This is a genomic window from Methanofollis sp. W23 (genome assembly GCF_017875325.1).
Taxonomy (GTDB): Archaea; Halobacteriota; Methanomicrobia; order Methanomicrobiales; family Methanofollaceae; genus Methanofollis.
Genome location: NZ_JAGGMN010000001.1, coordinates 88001 through 108153 on the forward strand (window position 1 = coordinate 88001; position 20153 = coordinate 108153).

The window sequence follows — 20153 nt, forward strand, 5'->3', positions numbered from 1 at the left end:
ACAAAGGTAAAAGTGAATTGTTATGATTACGCTTGCACTGGCAGGAAAACCGAACTGCGGCAAATCGACATTCTTCAAGGCCGCGACCATGGCGCAGGTTGAGATCGCCAATTATCCGTTCACCACCATCGATGCCAACCACGGCGTCGCCTATGTGCGGACGACATGCCCGTGCAAAGAACTCGGCATCGAAGGCTGCACCCAGTGTCAGGACGGCGTGCGCTTTGTCCCGGTCGCTTTCATCGACGTGGCGGGCCTGGTGCCCGACGCCCACAAGGGGCGGGGGCTTGGCAACCAGTTCCTCGACAACCTCAGGCAGGCCGACGCGATCCTCCATGTGGTGGACGCGAGCGGCGCTACCGACGAGGAAGGCAACCCGGTCGACCCGGGGAGCCATGACCCCAGGGAGGATATCGAGTTCCTGGGCGTCGAGATGACGATGTGGGTCCATGGCATCCTTGCAAAGCACTGGCCTCGCATCCGTCGCCAAGCTCAGTCGAAGAATTACAATATCCACGACGGTGTGGCCGACGTGCTCGCAGGCCTCGGGATCACCTATGAGGACTCGCTGCACGCGGAGAGCGAACTCGGGATCGACCTGCAGCGCTCAGAGGTCGAGGACCTCGTCCCCTTCTGTGAACTGCTGCTTGCAAAGAACAAGCCCGTCCTCTTTGTCGCCAACAAGATGGACACCGCGGACAGGGCCCTTCTTGCCGACCTCACCGAGAAGGGGGGGATCGTCAGCAGCGCCGCCGCCGAACTTGCCCTGCGAATGGCCGCAGAAGGGGGGTTCATCCACTATATCCCTGGCGACCCCTCGTTTACGATCAATGAAGACGCCAACCTCTCTGCCCAGCAGCGTGCCGGGCTCGAGCACCTCGCCGCTCTGATGGCAGAGCACGGGGGGACCGGGGTCCAGCAGGCGATCGACCGTGCGGTCTTCGAACTCCTCGACCAGATCATCGTCTACCCGGTCGAAGACGAGCGCCATTTCACCGACAAACAGGGCCGCGTCCTCCCTGACGCCTTCCTGATGCCGAAGGGCTCCACCCCCAGGGATCTCGCCTATCAGGTCCACACCGATATCGGCGAGGGGTTCCTGTACGCCGTCGATGCAAGGACCGATATGCGGATCAAGGAGAGCACTGAACTGAAACACGGCGACATCATCAAGATCGTAAGCACCAAGAAGTGAGCGGGGCCTTGGTGGCACCTCGTCCGGGCGCTGTAGGATCGAGCATGAACCCCCGGCTCACGCATACGCGATTGAACATGATCCATCGCGCTTCTCCAGAGTGTGTGGGCCTGTACTTCCCCTTCAGCGCTGGACGCGCTGTGAGACCGCCCCCGCATATCCTCGTCATGGGGGGTCCGGGGACGCCGCGCCCCCGGCGCGAGAAGGCCGCCCCCCGAACTCCCGGCCACACAGGAGGTCGAGGAGGGCGGCACACGTTCTCTCCACACAATAGGTGAGGGTTTCTACAGGGCCGATCTCGTTCAATTGCATCGGGGCGACGATTTTTCGTTCTCGATCTGACACTCGTATCAAACCGCTATCTTTTTCACTCTCAGAGGAGGATCTTCACCCATGGGTGGCGAGGTCTACCAGGCGCAGGTGCTCAAGAACTTTTTTGAGACGATCACCGGACCTGACCGGAACCTCACCAGGATCTTCATGTGCGTCCTTTCCCTTGCAAAACTCAGGATGGAACCCCCCGAGACAGTGGCGCACCTCACCGACCAGCTCCGTAAGAGCCGCCAGCACCGCGAGCTCTCCATTGATATTTTAGATTATATGTGCTCGTGCGCGGGTGAACTCGAGATGGTCCCGGTCCAGACAGCCTTCGGGGTCAAGGACGTCAGGGAGATCGCCGAGACGTTTGAGGGGATCTCGATCGACTCGTTCTGAGGGTATGGGGTTGCACCCCCAGGACCCCCCGCGGATGAAGAGTGGCGGGGGGTCGCACCCCGTCGTCACGATCATCGCTCTGCCTTCCCGCTCCCATCGCCATCCCGGGGGTCCGGGGGCACACCGAAAAGCGGAGGATTTCCTCACCATATCTCCTGCTCTCTTCTGGGTGGGGGAGGTCTGGAGAATATTGGGATGACCTCTACGAAAAATCATCATGACTACCGCGGGGGATATCCATGTGGTCTATCCATGGCGTGCTCTCGCCTCCACGCGTGAGACTCTGGTGTACCTGGACGAATGAAGCACCGATCCCCTCAAACCCTATATACCCCGCCACCGATAGATCGGTGATGTTCAGGTTTCTCAGGGGTCTTTTCGGGAAGAATGAGGAAGAAATCCTCGCCCTTCACGTCGACGGGGTGGAAGAGTGGTTGGAGGCACATGAAAGGGAACTGGAAGAGCAACTGGTGGCCAAAACCGGCGAGACCAGGGTGACGGTTGTCGAGTCGCTCCAGGAACTCGAAGGAACCCTCAACACATTGAAGGACGCGGAGGGACGGGAAGATATTCCGTCGCGGTTGAAGACCGTCACCGAACGTTCGCTCCCCTCTTTTCTCACAGCAATGGATCAGCAGATCGCAAAGCCCCTGCCAGAAGATCCGGACGGGTTCTATGCCGCCGCCGCCGACCTGATCACCGGGATCCTCAAGGTCCAGCGCGGCCAGGGGCGCTACCTGGCCGGGGCCTTCCCTGAAGAGATGAAGGAGTTCAGGCATGTCATCAGTCTCATCGGCAATGCCGTCAACGACCTTACGGTCGTGGTAAAAGAGGCGCGGGACGCCCAGAAGCAGATCGATACTGCACGCGCCGCTCTCGACGCCCTCAAGGCGGCAAAGACCGGGATCACGGAAGCCGGCGAGCATGCGGCCGACCTGGAAAAGAGGATCGCGGCGGCCGAGCAGAACTTGCAGGAGAAGACCGCGGCGCTCCAGGGCCTCAGAGAGGGACAGCCCTACCAGGATGCTCTCAGGTCCAGGGACGCGGCAAAAGAACGCATCGAGAGGAGAGACGAGGCCGAGCGTGCAGTGCAGAGCCTTGGGGCCCAGGCCGCACGGGTCATCAGGAAGGCCGCACGGGTCTCGACCAGGGCAGACCGAAAAGAGGAGGCAAAGATGCTGAATGCATGCATCGCTCTCCTCGACGATCCCGTGAGTGCAGGGGCCGAGAGGGTCGTCGCCGCCCTCCCCCCTGCGGTCAGGGCGGTCAGAGACCAGTTCGAGAGCGAAGACCTGGCCATCAAGAGCAAGGAAGACCGGGGCCTCTTCTCAGAGGATGGAAAGATTGAGAAGGCGTTCACCGACGCCTTCGCCCATCTTGAGAGGATGAAGAAAGAGGCGGAAGAGGCAGAGGCACAGGCGCGTGCATACACGGCCCTTCATGAGGCTGAAGACCTTGAAAATGAGTGCGAGGCTCTCAAGGCCGGGGTGGCCGCCGACCAGACCGCCAGAAAAGAGGCAGAGGAACAGGTCGCGTCAGAGACCGAGCATATCCCCGAGCGGGCGCGCCGGCTCAGGGACACCCTTGTGCCGGTCGCAGGTGTCGAGGTGACCCTGGAGGGCGAGGGGTTCACCATACCTGCAGAAACCAGAACCTGACAAAATCAGTCACCGCAAACTCTGGATGCGCCCCGCGGCAGGCCCCCACCCTGAGGATGGTGGGGGCGTCCAGTTCGACCAATGCGCCCCTGAGCGGGAAGGCAGGCATGGGCGTGAATGTCAGGGGGCGGGGCACGACCTCTTCCTTGTGTCTCTGGCAGCAGAGCGGGACGTGCTGGTGCCCGCAACAGAGATGGGAGAGTCCTCGGCGTTCGAGTTCGGCAAAGGCCATCTCAGGGGTGTAGTGGTACCCGGAAAAGGAAGGGCCTGGCCGGTGGGAGAGACGCTGCCAGAAGGGGCGGTCGGTGAGGGCGTTGCCAGGACGGATCGGGCCGCCATGCACAAAGAGAGTGGCGTCAAGCACCCACTCCTCAGGAAGGTCCCTGACCTCCTCCAGGAGAGGGGACCCCTCAAGGGCGCGGTGGGCGGCAAGACTCGCGACATCGCTCCCGCTCACCGGAATGTCGTGGAGGAAGGCATGGTCATGGTTGCCGAGGATCGAGACGACCGGCATCTCCTGTCTGAGGTCTCGCACCCCCCTGAGGGTGTCCATCGGGGCATATCCCCGGCCGAGGAGGTCGCCGAGGTTGACGGCTCCCTCGACTTCCCCGAAATATGACTGGAATGCCGGATCTTTTACGAGAGCAATCATTTTCAAGAGTGCAGGGGCGTCGGCATGGACGTCGGAGAAGATGAGCGTCGCCACACCATGATCTCACCACAACCTCCAATAAATGTGCGCCCCCATCTCTCTCTATTGAAGAACATGGAGTTGCAGGATATACGCAGGAGATTGTGGGCGGTCGTCCCGGCGGTGGCGTTCGGAGGGTTGCTCGTCTCGGTGGTGGCGCTTCTCGTCGCAGGGGAATCGGTCATGAATGTCTACCACCCGTACTGGGCGGCCGGCAAATGGGGGTGTATCATCGCCTCCTTTGTCCTCGGGTATGCGGCGTATCAGAAGAAGAGAAAAGATCTCGTCTCCCTCCTGGCCCCCCTGTACGCGGTGCTCATCTTTCTCACCGGCGACTTCTCGGGGGGGCCGATCATGCAGGTGGCCTATGCGGCGACGATCACTATCCTTGCGGTGAGGCTTGAGAAAAGATTTGAATGAGCGCAGAGAGGTAGAGGATATGGGACGTGCAGATTCCTATCTTGACGCATATATCGAGCGGGTCAGGTCGGCGTTCATGGGCCTGGATGATGAGACGGCGCATACCGTCGCTTCCGCCCTCCTTGGGTTCAAGTTTGGGCTCTACGGGAATGTGGTTGCAAAGGCAGAGGCGGCCCTCACCCGCCTGGAAGGAGAAACGGTGCCTGGCGCAGGGGCATTGAAGACCGCCCTGCAGGTCCTGCGGCAGCGGGCACGTGACCTCAAGGCCTCGGTCCTGGTCTCGACCGGGCTCCCCCCCTTCTCTGAAGGAGCGCGGCAGTACCTTGCAATAACTCTCCCGCCTGGCGAGATCGAGGACGAGGCCACGTTCACCCTGGACAACGCCCTCCTCCTCCTGTACGCCGTGGGTGCGGTCGCCTCCCCTGACGACGAGCAGGCGCTCGACGAACACCGTGGCCTTCCCCTCCAGGTCCTCTCCTCGTACAAGAAACAGCTGCGTCTATGAGATCTTAGTCCGGAGCGGTGATCTGGGGTTTTGCGCGGGAGCGGACGCGTTAAGGTAATGTTGGGGCTGGAATGCCTTCACCGGGTTCTGCACGCTCTCCCTGCCACAGAAAAGCCGTCATCTGGATTTTTCAGGGCCTGAACAGTATCTTTATATGTCCCCTCAAAAAGATCGCGCTGAATTCCAGGCAGACACCACGCCCATATTTCCGCGTTCTGGGAGTTCTGGTTTTGGGTATCATCTGTGCTTTTTTCGGCCATCCTGGGGCGGGAAGGGCCCTCGCTTCTCACTGGATTTCATGAAATACCTGCACGCTACCGAGATAAAAAATATGCCCGTTCTGACCCCGGATCCCGGGGGCAGAACCCAAAACCAGGGCCGTATCGGCCAGATCTGTTCAGGTGTCAGGGTGGAGGAGGTCACGAGATCCCCTTCCCTGCCCTGAGTGCAAGGATGATGAAGAGAATCCCGATGACCGGGAGGCCGATGACACCATACAACCATAAAAAGCCGATGAGCGGGATGATGGAGTCGCTTGCGAGCATGAACGGCCCGACCAGGAGGAGGGTCAGGAGAGCAAAGAGACTCACCACTCCCGTGACCCCCATGGCGGCCCTGACCGCTGCTGTCCTTTCCGGGAGAGAGAAAAGAAACAGGACGGAGCAGGGGGGGAGGAGAAGGAATGCGACAGTCCAGAGAGACGGGATGAGACCAGAACCCCCGATGAGACGACTGAACCCCAGGGGGACCGAGAGGAAGGTGGTGGCGACGATCACCCCGATCACAAGAAGGAGAGGGAGACCGAAGTACCATCGTCGGCCTCCAGAGCCACTGAGCAGGAGTGCTGCTCCGACAAGAGAGATGCTCCCGAGGAGGAGCGGCAGGACCACTTCAAGCATAGTGGGAGGGAGAGGTGTAACCACCATGAGGACGGAGAAGACCCAGGGATAGAAGAAAAGGAAGGAGGTGTATATGAGGGCTGTGGCGGATATATTCACTTCGTCTAGGTCTGTCATCTCCCACTCCAGTGTGTTTGAGAATGTGCAGGTCTTTCTTGATTATGCGATCAATTTTCCTGTATATATCGTGTGTGATATGATTCTGGACGTTTGTTCTCCGGAAAAAAGCCATGGGCAAGAATTTCGACTCTATAGAATTGGGCATGATCCCCAGGTTCAAAAGAATCGTGGATCTTCTGGGTCGTGCACCGATTGATAGCCAACTCCCGTCTCTCCTCGTCGAGATACCGATGACAGTTCTGTGATGCGGGCGGCATGTCTGATGATCATCACGTCTCCCCACATCCGCAGGATGAAGACGGGGTCGGGAAGGCAGAATCGATGACCATGAAGAGGGCACCGCCGTCCTGAACCTATCGTGTGGCAGGGGTCCGGGGGGGCGGCACTCGCCCCCGTCAGAGATTTATCAAGATTATTTCTACAGAACCGGAGTAACAGTTTTCGGGATAATTTTCATGGAGGTCATCCCAACACTCTCCCGCCTTCCCCTTCGCAGAAGATAGCAATGGATGTGGTGGGGTGTTCCTCCGCTTTTCGGTGAGCCCCCATGTGTTCATGCCTTCCCACACCATTGGCTGGGGGCGCTGCCCCCGGACCCCAGGGATGGCGATGGGAGCAGGAAGGCAGAGTAATGATCAAGAAGACGGGCTGCGATCCCCCGCCACTCTTCATCCGTGGGGGGTTCGTGGGCTGGCACGCCCGCCGGCAGAGAGAGACATCAAGAGGATTTACTATGAAAGTGATCTGAAGATCATCTCTTTCGGTTTGCATGATGATCATTTGAACTCCCCATATCCCGTTGAATCAATCCTACACAAATAGGATGGACCCTCCCTCATTGTGATCGGCGCTCTGCCTTCCTGACCCCATCTTCATGCCAGGGGGTCCGGGCGGCACCCGCTCCCGGCATCGGGATCTGGGGCGGCGTGATGATCTGGTGTGCCGCTCTCACCGCAGAACCTTCATCCTCGTCTCGCGCCGGGGGAACCCCCACCCCCCACGACGAAGATGGTCGAGAGGCGGCGATGAACCCAGATCTTCCAGATGTCCTGTCATGAGGAAAAGGATCCCTCTCCATCTCGAAACGCCGCTCAAAGAAATTTTCATCGCGTATGCTTGAAGCCTGGGTTCATGATCGATTCTACAGAGCCGAGCACTGGAACCATCATACAAACCTCCCAGGTCGATCGCCAGGATTATTTTCATGGAACATATCCCACAACTCTCATGGGGGAAATATCTCCTCGACCTGAAATGCATCCTTTCTGAAATTCGAAACGCTCTCCTCCACGGGGAGACTCCGCCCCCCGGACCCCCGCAGGGGCGATTGATCAGGGATGGCAGAGCAATGGATCAGACGAGGATCATCTGTTCTGGATCGAGTGCGTGCCGTCTGCTTCAATTTTCATGAGAAGGGGCTACTGTCATTCTCCCAATCGTGTGGCGGGGGGACTGGGGGGCGGCGAGCCCCCCAGCATAAACTATGCATTCAAAATTTCTGGAAAGGAATGTTTCGGTTTGAGGGGATCTTCACCCCAAGAGTGTTTTGGGATATCCTTCTCTTCAAAAAAAGAGCGTAACCCTACACAAATGGCAGGACCACTCTTTTCTTATCATCCACGCCCTTGAGGTCGATGAACCCGCCGCCTGTCCCGGCATATGTTGCCCGCCAGCGCTCGCCTGCAGGCAGGGAAAAGGACCAGACGCGGGTGTACTCCCCGTCGGTCCCGCTCGAAAACGAGGGCGCCGGGGCGGCGTCCTCGCCGGCGTCAGGGGAGAGGTCGTAGACCGTGAGGTCGACCGCCTGGTCGGTGTGGTTCCTCACCTCGACGACGACGCGGCCGTCATGGACCTGTTTTCTCGCGACGACCTTGCGCATGATCCGCCCCTCCAGGGCCGAGATGTCAGGGACCGGTTTGTCCACGACCTCCGCGACCTTCTCGGCGATCGCGGGCATCACCGCGCAGACCGCCCGCGCCCGGTCCTGGCGCTGCTTGTTCTTCTCCCGGCGGGCAAGCCAGGCCTTCAGTTCCCGTCCCAGTTCCTGGAGGACCAGGGTGACCTCGCGCTCGATCTCAGGGATAGAGGCGACGGCGTCCTTGCTCTCCGAAGTGAAGGGGACATTGGTGGAGGCCACGTGCACGAGGATGAGCACCGGACCGGTCGGGAGGCCAGACTGGGAGAGGTTGTAGTTCTTCCAGTTCACCCCGGCCACCGCCCCGGTGATCGCGCACGCCCCCTGCTGGTAGATGAGAGGGACGCGGTTTGCAAACCGCATCAACTGCGCCGAACCCTCGGGGTCGAGTCTGCCCCCATACCCGATCGCCGCCTCGACCACGAATGGATGGCCTGAGAAGACCGCGGCCGGCCTGGTGCGGGCCCTGACAAAGTCGAGTTGGAACTCCTTCTCAAGCCCTCTTGCCATGAGTTCCTCGCCGATGGGAGAGAGACAGACACTTGTCGGCGGCGGCGGGACATGGACCTCCTGCATCCCGGCATGGAGCGCCTTCAGATGTGCGGCGCCAAGGGCGCCTACCGAGATCTCGGGCGCGAGCCCGGCCGTCTCCGCGATTGTAAGCGCCGTCTTTTGTCCCACCCTGGAGAAGGAGTCGACCAGGAACTCGAGGAGCGACTGCTCTGGTGCGGCCGACGCCATCCGCTTGAGGGTGCCGAGTTCGGTGCCGTGCGGGTGGGGCTTGATCGACTCTGGCGGCCTGATCGGTTCGGCCGAGACCCGTTCAAAAGTCTCGGCCTCGCCGTCGATCTCCACCCTGACCCGTGCGTGCGGGTTGACGACCGAGGTATATTTGAGATATTCGAGGAGGCGCTTCCTGGCTGCGAGGGTCGAGGCGAACTCGAGTTCGATCCTCGTCCCATGGGTCCGGTCCCAGACGACCTCCTCGTGGCTGAGCACCTGGGGTTCGTTCGTCTCGGTCCTGATCATCAGGGCGAAGCGGTGGGCCTGGACCTTTGCCGAGGTCCGCGAGGTCACCACCGCCGGCGTCCCGGTGGTGAGCTGGGCATACAGCACCGCCGCCGAGATCCCGATCCCCTGCTGTCCGCGGCTCTGCCTGATCTGGTGGAAGCGCGAGCCGTACAGGAGTTTGCCAAAGACGTTCGGGACATTTTCCGGGACGATGCCCGGCCCATTGTCCTCGACCGCCACCCGGTACGCCCCCTGTCCGCTCTTCCTGATGCTCACATAGATGTCAGGGAGGACCTCGGCCTCCTCGCAGGCGTCCAGGGCATTGTCCACCGCCTCCTTGATGGTGGTGATGATCCCGCGGGTCGGGGAGTCGAAGCCCAGCAGGTGCTTGTTCTTCTCGAAGAACTCAGCGACCGAGATGCTGCGCTGCTCTTTTGCCAGGTTTTCAGCGATCCCCACCGGCCTTCACCCCGGCAACAACCTCAGAGAGGTCCATCTCCCGCTGATCCCCGGTGTGCAGGTCCTTGAGGGTGACGGTCCCTGCTTCGGCCTCGCGCTGGCCGATGATACAGGCGAAGTCGGCGGTCTTTGCGGCATGGGAGAGCTGCCCCCCGATCCCGCGCTCAAGCAGGTTCAGTTCGGCGGTGACTCCGGCCGCACGGAGGGCGCGGGCGGTCCTGAAGGCCGCCGCCTGAAACCCGGGCTGCGAGAGGACGGCGACCAGGGGCGGTCTGGATATCGGGGTCTCGCCGAGGGCGACCATCACGCGGTCGAACCCGATGGCAAACCCGCAGCTGGCCGCATCGTCCCCACCAAAAAGTTTGGCCAGACGGTAGTTGCCGCCACCGACGACCTGGCTCTCGGCGCCGAGGTTGGGAGCAAAACCCTCGAAGACCATCCCGGTATAATAGTCCAGGCCCCTGACGATCCCGAAGTTGAGAGTGTACTCGGTCTCTGAGTCGTCGAGGATGGAGAAGATCTCCTCGATCCGTGCTTTCTCCGGGATGTCGCCGCAGATCTCGAAGGCCTCCTCTGGGGTCTGGCAGGAGACCAGGCCGGTGAGGGCGTCCTCGAGTTCGTCCTGGCCACAGGTCTGGAGACAGGCTGAGAGCCCTTCAAAGTCGCGCTTGTCCAGGAGCCCCATCACCTGCCGCTGGAGCCCTGGCTCGATCCCTGCGAGGAGATGCTTCATCGGGGCAAGGAACCCGACCTTGAGGTCGTACTCCAGCCCGACCGACCTGAGGATGTCGTCTGCCACCATCACCACCTCGGCATCGGCCGCCGCCGAGTCGGCCCCGATCAGCTCCACGCCGAACTGCCAGAACTGGCGGTACCGCCCCTTCTGCGGGCGTTCATACCTGAAACAGTCTGCCACATAGAACCACCTGAGGGGCTTGGGGAGAGAGCGCCCTTCATTGACATACATCCGCGCCACCGAGGCGGTCACCTCAGGGCGGAGGGTCATCTGCCGCCCGCCCTTGTCCTCGAAGGTGTACATCTCTTTCTTGATGTTCTCGCCCGAGCGCATGGTGAAGAGTTCCACATGCTCGAAGATCGGGGTACAGACCTCGCCATACCCCCACCTGGCGACGGCCTCGCGCATTGTCACTTCCGCGGCTCGCCGACGCGCCATCTCGTCGGGCAGAAAGTCCCTGGTTCCACGTGGTTTCTGAAGCATCACTACGTCTCCTCTCTAAGTATTTCGGCCAGGACCTTATCTTACCTGCGTCCGGCGCTGCCCAGGAACCGATCCACGGCGCTCTCGCTGCCCTTCCAGACCTTTTCCCGCTCCATGCGCCCCTGGAGGTACAGGGCAAGCAGGACCGCACCCAGGGCAAGGAACTCAAGATCCTCAGAGGTGTACGCCATCAAAAATCCAAAGAGCGAAAGGGCCGAGTACAGGACGCCCCTGTACGCCGCCTGCCGGTAGCCAGGGAGGGCGGTGCGCCAGAAGATCCTGGCGTCCCGCAGCCAGAGGAAGAAGGTGACCGCCGTCCCGAAACCGGCCACATAGAGGAGATAGGTCATTGCCGAGAGGTGGTCTGCGCATCGGTTTATGCCTGTCGCCAGGGGGAGCATGATATACAGGAGCGATGCCATCTAATGTATGAGGGGAATATGTCGTCAGACCGAGACCTGAGGGAGGTGCTCGACGCCTATGCCGCCGGGGAACTCTCCCTCGACGATACCATAGAGAGAATATCAGGGCTCAGAATCGCAAAGGTCGGGGAACTTGCACGGATTGATCTCGGACGCGAGGTGCGGTGCGGGATCCCTGAGGTGGTCCTTGCCGAGGGGAAGGACACCCAGGACCTCGTCGAGATCATGCTCCGCCACACCGGGGCGGCCGGGCGGTGTCTGGCGACGCGGGTGAGCGCCGCGCAGGCTACGGCGGTGGAGGAGGCCGCAGTGAAGGCCGGGTTCTCCTTCCGTCATGAAGAACGGGCGCGGACCCTTGTGCTCTCCAAGGGCGGTGCGCCTGAAAAGCACACGGGGGTCGTCGCCGTGCTCACCGCAGGGACGGCCGACATCAGGGTCGCCGAGGAGGCGCGGGTCGTCGCCGAGGAGATGGGGTGCACCGTGAAGACCGCCTACGACGTCGGCGCCGCCGGGGTCCACCGCCTCTTCCCGGCCCTCCAGGACCTGGCCGGGGCGCATGTCTATGTGGTGGCCGCCGGACGGGAGGGGACCCTGCCCGCGGTCGTCGCGGGGCTCGTGGACAAACCGGTGATCGGCGTCCCGGTCTCGACTGGATACGGGTATATGGGCGCCGGCGAGGCGGCACTTGCCAGCATGCTCCAGTCCTGCTCGGTGCTGACCGTGGTGAACATCGATGCCGGGTTTGTGGCCGGAGCACATGCCGCACAGATCGCGGCCCTGACGAGGCATGCATGACCCGCGGGTTTTACATCGGGCGGTTCCAGCCCTACCATATCGGCCACCACACGGTGATCGAGCAGATCGCCTCTGAGGTGGACGAACTCGTGATCGGGGTTGGGAGCGCCCAGTTCTCCCACGAGATCGAGAACCCGTTCACTGCGGGCGAGCGGGTGATGATGATCTCGGCGGCCATGAAAGAGATCGGGATCCCCTTCTATGCCATCCCGATCGAGGACCTGCGCAGGAACGCCCTCTGGGTCTCGCACGTCTACTCGATGACCCCGTACTTCGACGTGGTCTACTCGAACAACCCCCTGGTCATCCGCCTCTTCTCAGAGATGGGGATGAAGGTGCGCACGATGCCGATGGTGATGCGCAAGACCCTCTCAGGTACAGAGATCCGCCATCGGATGATCGAAGACGAGGACTGGCAGAGCCTTGTGCCCGGGCGGGTTGCGGAGGAGATCGACAGGATCCGCGGGGTGGAGCGGATGAAGCAGATTGCCTCCTCTGACGTGATCTGAGCGACAGGGGACTTCACTACTTTTTTTTGGATCTTTGCTCTCAGGCTTCATCGTAGGACGAGAGTCTGATGGTGAGTCAAGAACGAAAGGTCGCCACCATGATGCGATAGAACAAGATCTCTCTCCTCGCGTGAAGAGAGCGTAGGGAGTGACCCCATCCGCTTCATGATCCTCCCCTCTGCCTTCTTGCCCCCATCGCCATCCCGGTGGTCCGGGGGCGGCGCCCCCGGCGCAAGGATATGGGAAGACATGATGACCAGACATGCCGCCCCCCAATCGCAGCATCTTCCCTGGAATCTCGCACCGGGGGGCGAGTGCCCCCCGGACCCCCCCACGACGAAGAGAGGCGGGGGCGGCGAGTGAACACGATCCTCACCTGCTCTTCAGTCTTAAAAAAGAGAGACCACGTGACAGGAAATTATCATCCCGTATGCTTGAGCCTGGGGTTCATGCCCGATTCTACACACCCCATTTAACATGATGTTCTGATCCTCCCGTCTCCAGATCCATATTTTTATATTCCGTCTCTCCTCTCCACAAACCAATGAACATCGTCTTCCTGCTCAAGGACCTGCTCCAGACCAGGGATCTCCAGGCATGGGTGAACCGACGGTTCAGGGACGAGCACCGCGTCCCGCTGGACCGCCGGGTTTTCAGGACGGTCTCGACCCATGACGGCACGCGCTATCTGCTCTCGCATGAGGTCGGGTCGGTGAGCGATGCGGCAGTGAGGTACCGCCTCTCCGGGATCAGGAAGGACGATATCGTCATCGATCTCGGGGCAAATGTGGGGGGCTTCTGCATCCCGGCCTCCAGGTACTCAGCGCATGTCTATGCCGTCGAGCCGATGACCGCCGACGAGTTGCGCCAGAACATCGCCCTCAATGGAGTGGAGGTCACGGTGATCGAGGCGGGCCTCGGCGACGGGACCGAGCAGGAGATCGCCTGGGGGGAGGAGGTACGGCGGGTCAAGACGATGACGCTAGGGCACCTCAAGGAGGTCTGCGGTGGGTGCGATGTCCTCAAGTGCCACTGCGAAGGGGGGGAGTGGTCTGTCAGGCCCGAGGAACTCGACGGGATCCGCCGGATCGAACTTGCCTACCATCCGAAGAATCTGAATGGGGCTGACCCGGAGGTGTTGCTTGGCTTCATCAGGTCGCACTATGTCGTTGAGTGGGAGGAGGTCGATGGCCATGCCCTCCTCCATGCTCGACTGATGGATGAATGGGAACTGTAGAAATCCTGGCTCTGTTAAAAATTTCTTCAGAAGTGTGAATCCAGAGCTGACCACGTCTCCACCCTGTGTGGACTTGATAGGCAGAGGGCGTCACAAATCTTTGAAACGTCCCCATCTCTGCCTTCCCCGCCCCATCGCCATCCTGGGGGTTCCGGGGGCAGCGCCCCCGGCGCGAGCGCATGGGAAGGCGTGAGAATAGGAACAATGGAGAGGGTGGATGGCAGGTGATCAGGGGGTCGCCCTTATCGTAATTCACCGTCGTCTCGCACCGGGGGGCGAGTGCCCCCCGGACCCCCCACGACGAAGATAGGTGGGGGCGGCGATGAAACCGCATTTTCTAGATGTCCTGTTGTGAGAATAGGGATCCGCGTAGCACTCTGTAGCGCTGTTCAGAGCAATATTCATCAGGAGGTCATCCCAAAACTCTCCAGCCCTTCTCCTCACCGATGAAGCGCGATGGATGACAATGAAGAGATCCCAACTTTTTCATCGCTCACCCATGCATTCATCGCCTTCCCACCTCTTTGGCCGGGGACTCTGCCCCCGGACCCCCGGGATGGCGATGGGGACAGGAAGGTAGAGCGATGATCATGAAGACGGAACGCAATTCTCTGCCAATCTTCATCAGCGGGGGGTCCGGGGGGCGGCAAGCCCCCGGTTGAGGAGAGCGTTGAGAATTTCTGGAGGGAAGCACTTCAGTTCGAGGAGATCTTCAACCATAGAGAGTTTTGGGATATGCTCCAGGTATGCTTGGGCCCATCATGCCCGACTCTACAGAATCAATGAATGGATTAATCCGTACCTGGACGCAAACAATGGGGGTATAAGAGGCCGGTGACGTTGGCGATGAGAGGGCAGGTGGAGACAGAACAGAGAGCTGCAGAACGGCTCTATGCGATCGCGGAGCGGTGGTATGGGCAACTCAGCGAGGGACAGATCCCCTCGATCGCCCTCCCGACCAGGACCAAGCAGAATATCGAGTACGATGAGGAGAGCGGGGTCTGGAAGTACGGGAACCGCGAGAGTGTGCGGTCGGCGCAGACGGCGAAGGGTGCGGTCCATCTCCTGAAGATGGCATATGTGGTCGGGTTCCTGAAGCAGCAACTTGCCGAGAACCGTTCTTCGACCTTGAGGGAGATGTACTACATCTCTGAGGGCTGGAAGCAGGCGAAGTTCTCGGCGCAGGACGAGTCCAACAGGCTTGTCGAGGACCTGGAGATCCTCACCGACATCCAGCGCGAGGTCTACCATCTCCGCCCTGAGGAGGACGGCGCCTCGCTCTTCGGGCCGATCCGGGTGCGCGAGGAGACCAGACGGGGGATGCGCGAGATCCACTGTCAGGACGACGTGGGGGAGACCGGGTATCAGATCCCGAACAATGTCGACGCCCTGGAGTTCGTGGACCATGACGCCAACTTCGTCATCGCCCTGGAGACCGGCGGTATGTATGCACGTCTCATTGAGAACGGGTTCGACGAGAAGTACGGCGCCGCCCTCGTCCACCTGAAGGGCCAGCCGGCGCGTTCCACCCGCCGACTTCTCAAGCGCCTCCACGAGGAGTTCACACTCCCGGTGATCGTCTTCACCGACGGCGACCCCTGGTCGTACCGGATCTATGCCTCGGTGGCCTACGGCTCGATCAAGGCGGCGCATATGTCTGAATTGCTCGCCACGCCGCAGGCGCAGTTTGTCGGGGTGCAGCCTTCGGATATCCGGGACTATGACCTGCCCGCGGATCACCTCTCCGACCAGGACGTGAATGCGCTGAAGGCGGAGCTGACCGATCCGCGCTTCGCGACCGACTACTGGCGGGAGCAGATCGGGCTGCAACTGGAGATGGGGCTGAAGGCGGAACAGCAGGCGTTTGCGGCGCAGGGGCTGGATTTTGTGACGAGGGAGTATTTGCCGGCGCGGTTGTCAGAGATGGGGGTGCTGTAGGGCCGTGGCCGAGCAGCGGGCGCTGATCGGGGTGAAGTATGACGATTCCTACGCGGTCGAGGAGACCTTCCAGCTCTTCAAGATCCCCTGGGAATGGTACAATCCCTCACACACCTATGACGTGGTCATCGCCCGCAGAGGGGAGGTCGAGACGGGCGGGGCCTATCTCGTCGACCTCTCAGAGAAAGACTATTTTGCTGAGATCGCACGGATCTTGAACGAGGGTCTCCCTCACTGCCACGAACCGGCGGTCGAGATCCTCATCGATGAACTGCGCCAGATCTTGAAGGAACATACCCTCCTCGTGGAGATCCCGCCGGTGCCATGGGGTTACTCGTACATCGTCGCCCTGACCCATGACGTGGACATCACCTCGGTGCGTGAGCGACGCTGGATCTCGGTGGGGTATGCGGTGTACCAGTGCCTGCGGAAGGGCATGGTGCAGGACGCCGCCAGGATCCTCGGTGCGAAATGCGGGGTCGGAAAAGACCCCTGGAACTGCTTTGAGGAGTGGATGCGCCTAGAGGAAGACCTCGGCGTGCGCTCGACCTGGTTCTTCCTGCCCGAGAAGGAGAAGGCGGGGGAGGGTGCGCCCGCGATCCGGGCGGGGTATTACGACCTCGACCCTGCGTTGATCAAGACGTTGACCGACGGCGGCTGGGAGGTCGGGGTGCACGGGCTTGACAACTGGCATGACGCCAGTGCGGCGCGGGAAGAGTTGCAGAAGGTTTCAGCCCTCTCCTGTGCGGAGGTGGGGACGCGCGTCCACTGGTTGCTCTTTGATGCCGACTCCTGGAAGAAACTTGACGAGGCCAGCTATGCCTATGACTCGACCTTTGGGTACAACGACGATGTGGGCTTCAGGGCGGGGACGATGCAGCCCTACCGGCCGCGCGGGTGTGAGCGCTTGCTGGAGGTGCCGTTGATCATCCAGGACGGCGGTCTGTTTGGGGGAAAGACCTGGAACTCGTCTGATGACGGGGGCCGTGGGGCGTGCCTCCGCCTCTCCGAGGAGGAAGGGATGCGCCGGTGCGAAGAGATGCTGGCGTATGCGAAACAGTATGGGGGGGTCGTCACTGTTCTCTGGCATCAGGTGAGCATGGCGGCACCGAAGAGATGGGGGGAGTTTTATCGGGTGCTGGTGGAGAAGGCGATCGCGGATGGGGCGTGGGTGGCGCCGGTTGAGGATGTCGCGCGATGGTTTGATCAGAGGAGAGAGAGTTTTCCCGATTATCATTGGAATGAAGATGTTATATCAACCTCTATTATGGGCATAGAGGCAAGTGCTGACATGCCATCTTTTTCTTTTCGTCTGCATGTAAAACCTGGTTCTCTGCGATCGATCTCTGGAACCCATCGGAGGGGAGATACTTCTGTAGATCTGAAATATGAACAGAAAGATATCAGGATTGGTTTATTATGATCAAATTTGAGATGCTCGACGATGGGGATGAATGGAATCGAGTTGTTAGGGCATCGCCGTATGGAACAGTCTTCCATACATTTGAGTGGATGGATGTTCTTGAGCAACAGTATAAGGTACAAAAGATACCCCTGGGCATTTTTGAGAATGGGGATCTGATCGGGGTATTTCCTGCGTTTTTGCAAAGGAAAGGTATCTTTAATATTCTTGTGTCCCCATTGCATGAGGCGGCTACCCCCTATGCGGGTCCGGTTGTTGGGAATAATAAATTAAGTGATGTAATCCGAGCTTTTGATATCTATTCGGAATGTGCAGATTATTATGATATTACATTCTCACCCGGATATGTTTATGACGACAATGTCTTGGAAAATCTCGATTTTCAGGAGCGTTATACGTATATCTTGAATCTTGATCAGTCAATTGATATAATCTGGAAAAATCTTAACAAAAAATGTCGGAATGCAATTCGAAAGGCAAAAAAATCAGATGTCACGATTGTTGAAGGTAATTCTCAAAGGGATCTTGAAGACTTCTGGGAAATGATAGAAGTTACCTTTCAAAAATGGGATACCGAATCTCCGATTTCGGTTGACTATACCAGAGCGGTTTATGATGCTTTTTCCCAGAATGAGCAGTTCAAAATGATTTTCGCAGAGCGTGATGGAGAACGTATTGGAGGAGCAATTTTTCTGTGCTTTGCTGACAAGATCTATTATTGGCAAGGTGCTTCATATCCAGACTATTATCGGTATGCACCGAACAATCTGATCCAGTGGCATATCATCCAATGGGCTGTACAGAATGGGTTCAGGATATATGATATGCTTGGAGCAAATATCCCTAGTATTGCAAAGTTTAAGAGTAGCTTTGGTGGTGATCTGGTCAGTTATTCATATCTCTATAAATCACACTCATCACTTGCAGATGCAGGGAGGGGTGCATATGTATGGTGGCGTAAAAATGTTAAACGAGATCTCTATAGATGATGTTTGCTTGGAATCTTAGGGTTCTATGACCATAAATATCTATATCATACTTTCTGGAGGGTATGATGGTAAAATTTAGTAGATTCTGGCAAAATCATTGGGATAGTAAGGCAAGACACCAGATATCAGATTACGAACTCGATCGTGGTTCCGCCTTGAAAAATGGGAGATCTGATTCACTTAATGATCCTATATACGATTTCTGTGACCTTGGACACGGCGAATGTCTTCTTGACGCTGGTTGTGGAACTGGAATAAATATTAGAAGGTTTGGACCACAATTTAAGAGGATTATTGGTGTAGATATCTCATATGAAATGCTAAAGAGAGCAAAAAAGAGAATAGATTCTGAAAATTTAGAGAATTCCGAAGTGGTTGTTGGTACTATCAATTGCTTGGGGTTCAAGAACGATTGTTTTGATAAAACTATATGTTATAGTGTCCTTCAGTATCTCTGTGATGAGGTAAGTGAAGCAGCATTGATGGATCTTATCAGGGTATCAAAAGAAAATTCAGTAATAATTATTCATGTAAAAAATAAGTTTTCGCTCTATGGATTGACCTTATGTTTCTCAAAAACTATTGCTCGTTTACTGAAATATGATGTAATTCCTGAGTATTATCGGCCCTATTGGTATTATAAGAATATTATGGGCGATCTTGGTGCTCAGTTTGTGGATTCTAGTTCATCCGGTTTGTTTCAGGTATTTTTCTTTCCCGAATCATGCAGGAGATTTTTGTACCGTTTTGAGATCCCATTCAAAAATAATTTCTTTTTTAAAAATCTCGGAGTTGACTGCTGGATGAAGTTCATAGTTGTCAGGAAGTGATCATATGAAGGTATGTATGCTTACAACGGTTCATGCTCCGTTTGATGACCGTATATTTCATAAAGAAGCGAAAAGTCTTGCGAAAGTGTATGATGTCGTACTTATCGCACCGTCTGATGAAGTTATCAATACGAGAATTGATGGTGTCAGGGTCATAACCGTTAAAAAACCAAAAGATAAATTACTTCATCCTCTTACGCTGTGGCGAGTATTTATTGCAGGTCTGAAACAGGACTGTGATGTTTATCACTGCCATGAACCAAGTTCACTTCTCGTTGCTACAATGCTGAAATTCATCCGGAGAAAAAAAATTATTTATGATGTACATGAATATTATCCTTCAATAATTGCAGGAGATCTGTTATTCCCCCCTATAATACGTCCATTTATTCATCGTATCGCTGATATAGGGGAAACATTGATGGCACGATGTGCAGATGCGATTATTATTGTTAGAGACGATCTAAAAAAGAGATTTTCTACTGTGTCTAATAGAGATGTTGAAACAATATTTGTTTATCCGGATTCTAGATTATTTCTTGAAATTGAACGGTCTCCGGCTCTCTATAGTCCTAGGTCTGTGATATATGAAGGGGGGGTAGATATCCGAAAAAGAGGGCTTGATAAATATTTATATGCACTGAAATCGCTCTCTAAAAAATATCCTGATATTATTTTTAAGATCGTTGGAGTGATCCCGGGATCTGATTTAGAATGGGCAAACCAATTTGTGATGAGGAATGGTCTTGAATCCAACTTTGATGTCCATGATTGGGTGAACTATGCGGATGTTCCTAAATATTTGGTCAATTCAGGTGTGGGGGTGATTCTTTTCCAACCTGTGAGTTATAATAACATTATGGGGATCCCGAATAAGTTATTTGACTACATGGCCGCGGGAATCCCGGTTGTTGCAAGTAACAATCCAAATATATCTCGTATAGTTGAGGATTCAAATTGTGGAATTCTCGTTGACCCCATGGATGACCATATGATCGCAGATGCGATTGATTATCTGTTTGAAAATCCAGATGTTGCACGGCAATTTGGGAAAAATGGTCGAGATGCTATTAAAACAAAATATAACTGGATTAATATGGAGAAAAAACTGTTGGGTCTATATAAAAAAATTGCTGTACATTAAATGAGGTTCCGTGGATTTTTTCAATCATGGCAGTAATTTATAGATCCCAACTTCTTTCTT

Annotated in this window: 18 protein-coding genes; 13 read left to right on the forward strand and 5 right to left on the reverse strand. The window is 57.3% G+C overall.

Annotated features, from left to right (window positions below):
- Window positions 1-22 precede the first annotated feature (22 nt).
- The 3 genes from J2129_RS00355 (at window position 23) to J2129_RS00365 (ending at window position 3567) form a co-directional block, all read left to right on the forward strand.
- Window positions 23-1195: a redox-regulated ATPase YchF gene (locus tag J2129_RS00355; protein WP_209628553.1), complete on the forward strand. Its 1173-nt coding sequence runs from the start codon at window positions 23-25 to the stop codon at window positions 1193-1195.
- Between the two features lie 393 nt (window positions 1196-1588).
- On the forward strand, window positions 1589-1909 hold the full coding sequence (locus J2129_RS00360; protein WP_209628555.1) for a hypothetical protein: 321 nt from the start codon (window positions 1589-1591) through the stop codon (window positions 1907-1909).
- A 434-nt stretch (window positions 1910-2343) separates the two neighbouring features.
- Entirely contained in the window at window positions 2344-3567 is a 1224-nt protein-coding gene (locus J2129_RS00365; RefSeq protein ID WP_209628557.1) for a hypothetical protein, read from the forward strand.
- Here J2129_RS00365 and J2129_RS00370 read toward each other — a convergent pair.
- Complete coding sequence (locus tag J2129_RS00370; RefSeq protein WP_209628559.1) at window positions 3539-4273, reverse strand: metallophosphoesterase; 735 nt, start codon at window positions 4271-4273, stop codon at window positions 3539-3541. The genes J2129_RS00365 and J2129_RS00370 overlap by 29 nt on opposite strands.
- Before the next feature lie 66 nt (window positions 4274-4339).
- Between J2129_RS00370 and J2129_RS00375 the strand changes: the two genes are divergently transcribed.
- Window positions 4340-4678, forward strand: coding sequence for a hypothetical protein (locus J2129_RS00375; RefSeq protein WP_245320516.1), 339 nt, complete (start codon window positions 4340-4342; stop codon window positions 4676-4678).
- A 19-nt stretch (window positions 4679-4697) separates the two neighbouring features.
- Complete coding sequence (locus J2129_RS00380) at window positions 4698-5183, forward strand: hypothetical protein (protein WP_209628563.1); 486 nt, start codon at window positions 4698-4700, stop codon at window positions 5181-5183.
- A gap of 419 nt (window positions 5184-5602) precedes the next feature.
- On the opposite strand, the gene J2129_RS00385 is transcribed toward J2129_RS00380, so the two are convergent.
- The 4 genes from J2129_RS00385 to J2129_RS00400 all read right to left on the reverse strand — a co-directional run bounded on the left by J2129_RS00385 (window position 5603) and on the right by J2129_RS00400 (window position 11156).
- Entirely contained in the window at window positions 5603-6082 is a 480-nt protein-coding gene (locus J2129_RS00385) for a hypothetical protein (RefSeq protein ID WP_209628565.1), read from the reverse strand.
- Between the two features lie 1702 nt (window positions 6083-7784).
- Window positions 7785-9587, reverse strand: a complete 1803-nt coding sequence (locus J2129_RS00390; protein WP_209628567.1) for a DNA topoisomerase VI subunit B — start codon at window positions 9585-9587, stop codon at window positions 7785-7787.
- Window positions 9574-10806: a histidine--tRNA ligase gene (hisS, locus tag J2129_RS00395; RefSeq protein ID WP_209628569.1), complete on the reverse strand. Its 1233-nt coding sequence runs from the start codon at window positions 10804-10806 to the stop codon at window positions 9574-9576. Before hisS ends, J2129_RS00390 begins: the two co-directional genes overlap by 14 nt.
- A 41-nt stretch (window positions 10807-10847) precedes the next feature.
- On the reverse strand, window positions 10848-11156 hold the full coding sequence (locus J2129_RS00400; protein WP_209631204.1) for an ABC transporter permease: 309 nt from the start codon (window positions 11154-11156) through the stop codon (window positions 10848-10850).
- Between the two features lie 90 nt (window positions 11157-11246).
- Here J2129_RS00400 and larB point away from each other — a divergent pair, with 90 nt between their 5' ends.
- The 8 genes from larB (at window position 11247) to J2129_RS00440 (ending at window position 20093) form a co-directional block, all read left to right on the forward strand.
- The gene (gene larB, locus J2129_RS00405) at window positions 11247-12023 is read left to right on the forward strand and encodes a nickel pincer cofactor biosynthesis protein LarB (protein ID WP_209628571.1); all 777 of its coding nucleotides are present in this window, start codon (window positions 11247-11249) and stop codon (window positions 12021-12023) included.
- Window positions 12020-12532, forward strand: coding sequence for a nicotinamide-nucleotide adenylyltransferase (locus tag J2129_RS00410; protein ID WP_209628573.1), 513 nt, complete (start codon window positions 12020-12022; stop codon window positions 12530-12532). The genes larB and J2129_RS00410 overlap by 4 nt, the downstream gene beginning before the upstream one ends.
- A 544-nt stretch (window positions 12533-13076) precedes the next feature.
- The gene (locus J2129_RS00415) at window positions 13077-13769 is read left to right on the forward strand and encodes an FkbM family methyltransferase (RefSeq protein ID WP_209628575.1); all 693 of its coding nucleotides are present in this window, start codon (window positions 13077-13079) and stop codon (window positions 13767-13769) included.
- 846 nt (window positions 13770-14615) lie between these two features.
- Window positions 14616-15707 carry a DNA topoisomerase IV subunit A gene (locus J2129_RS00420; protein WP_209628577.1) on the forward strand — a complete coding sequence of 364 codons (1092 nt, stop codon included), beginning with the start codon at window positions 14616-14618 and terminating at the stop codon, window positions 15705-15707.
- 4 nt (window positions 15708-15711) lie between these two features.
- Window positions 15712-17130 carry a hypothetical protein gene (locus tag J2129_RS00425; protein ID WP_209628579.1) on the forward strand — a complete coding sequence of 473 codons (1419 nt, stop codon included), beginning with the start codon at window positions 15712-15714 and terminating at the stop codon, window positions 17128-17130.
- A complete protein-coding gene (locus J2129_RS00430) occupies window positions 17127-18119 on the forward strand; it encodes a GNAT family N-acetyltransferase (protein WP_209628581.1) in 993 nt (330 codons plus the stop codon). The genes J2129_RS00425 and J2129_RS00430 overlap by 4 nt, the downstream gene beginning before the upstream one ends.
- 62 nt (window positions 18120-18181) lie before the next feature.
- A complete protein-coding gene (locus tag J2129_RS00435) occupies window positions 18182-18949 on the forward strand; it encodes a class I SAM-dependent methyltransferase (RefSeq protein WP_209628583.1) in 768 nt (255 codons plus the stop codon).
- 4 nt (window positions 18950-18953) lie between these two features.
- On the forward strand, window positions 18954-20093 hold the full coding sequence (locus tag J2129_RS00440) for a glycosyltransferase family 4 protein (RefSeq protein ID WP_209628585.1): 1140 nt from the start codon (window positions 18954-18956) through the stop codon (window positions 20091-20093).
- The last annotated feature ends 60 nt before the right edge of the window (window positions 20094-20153 follow it).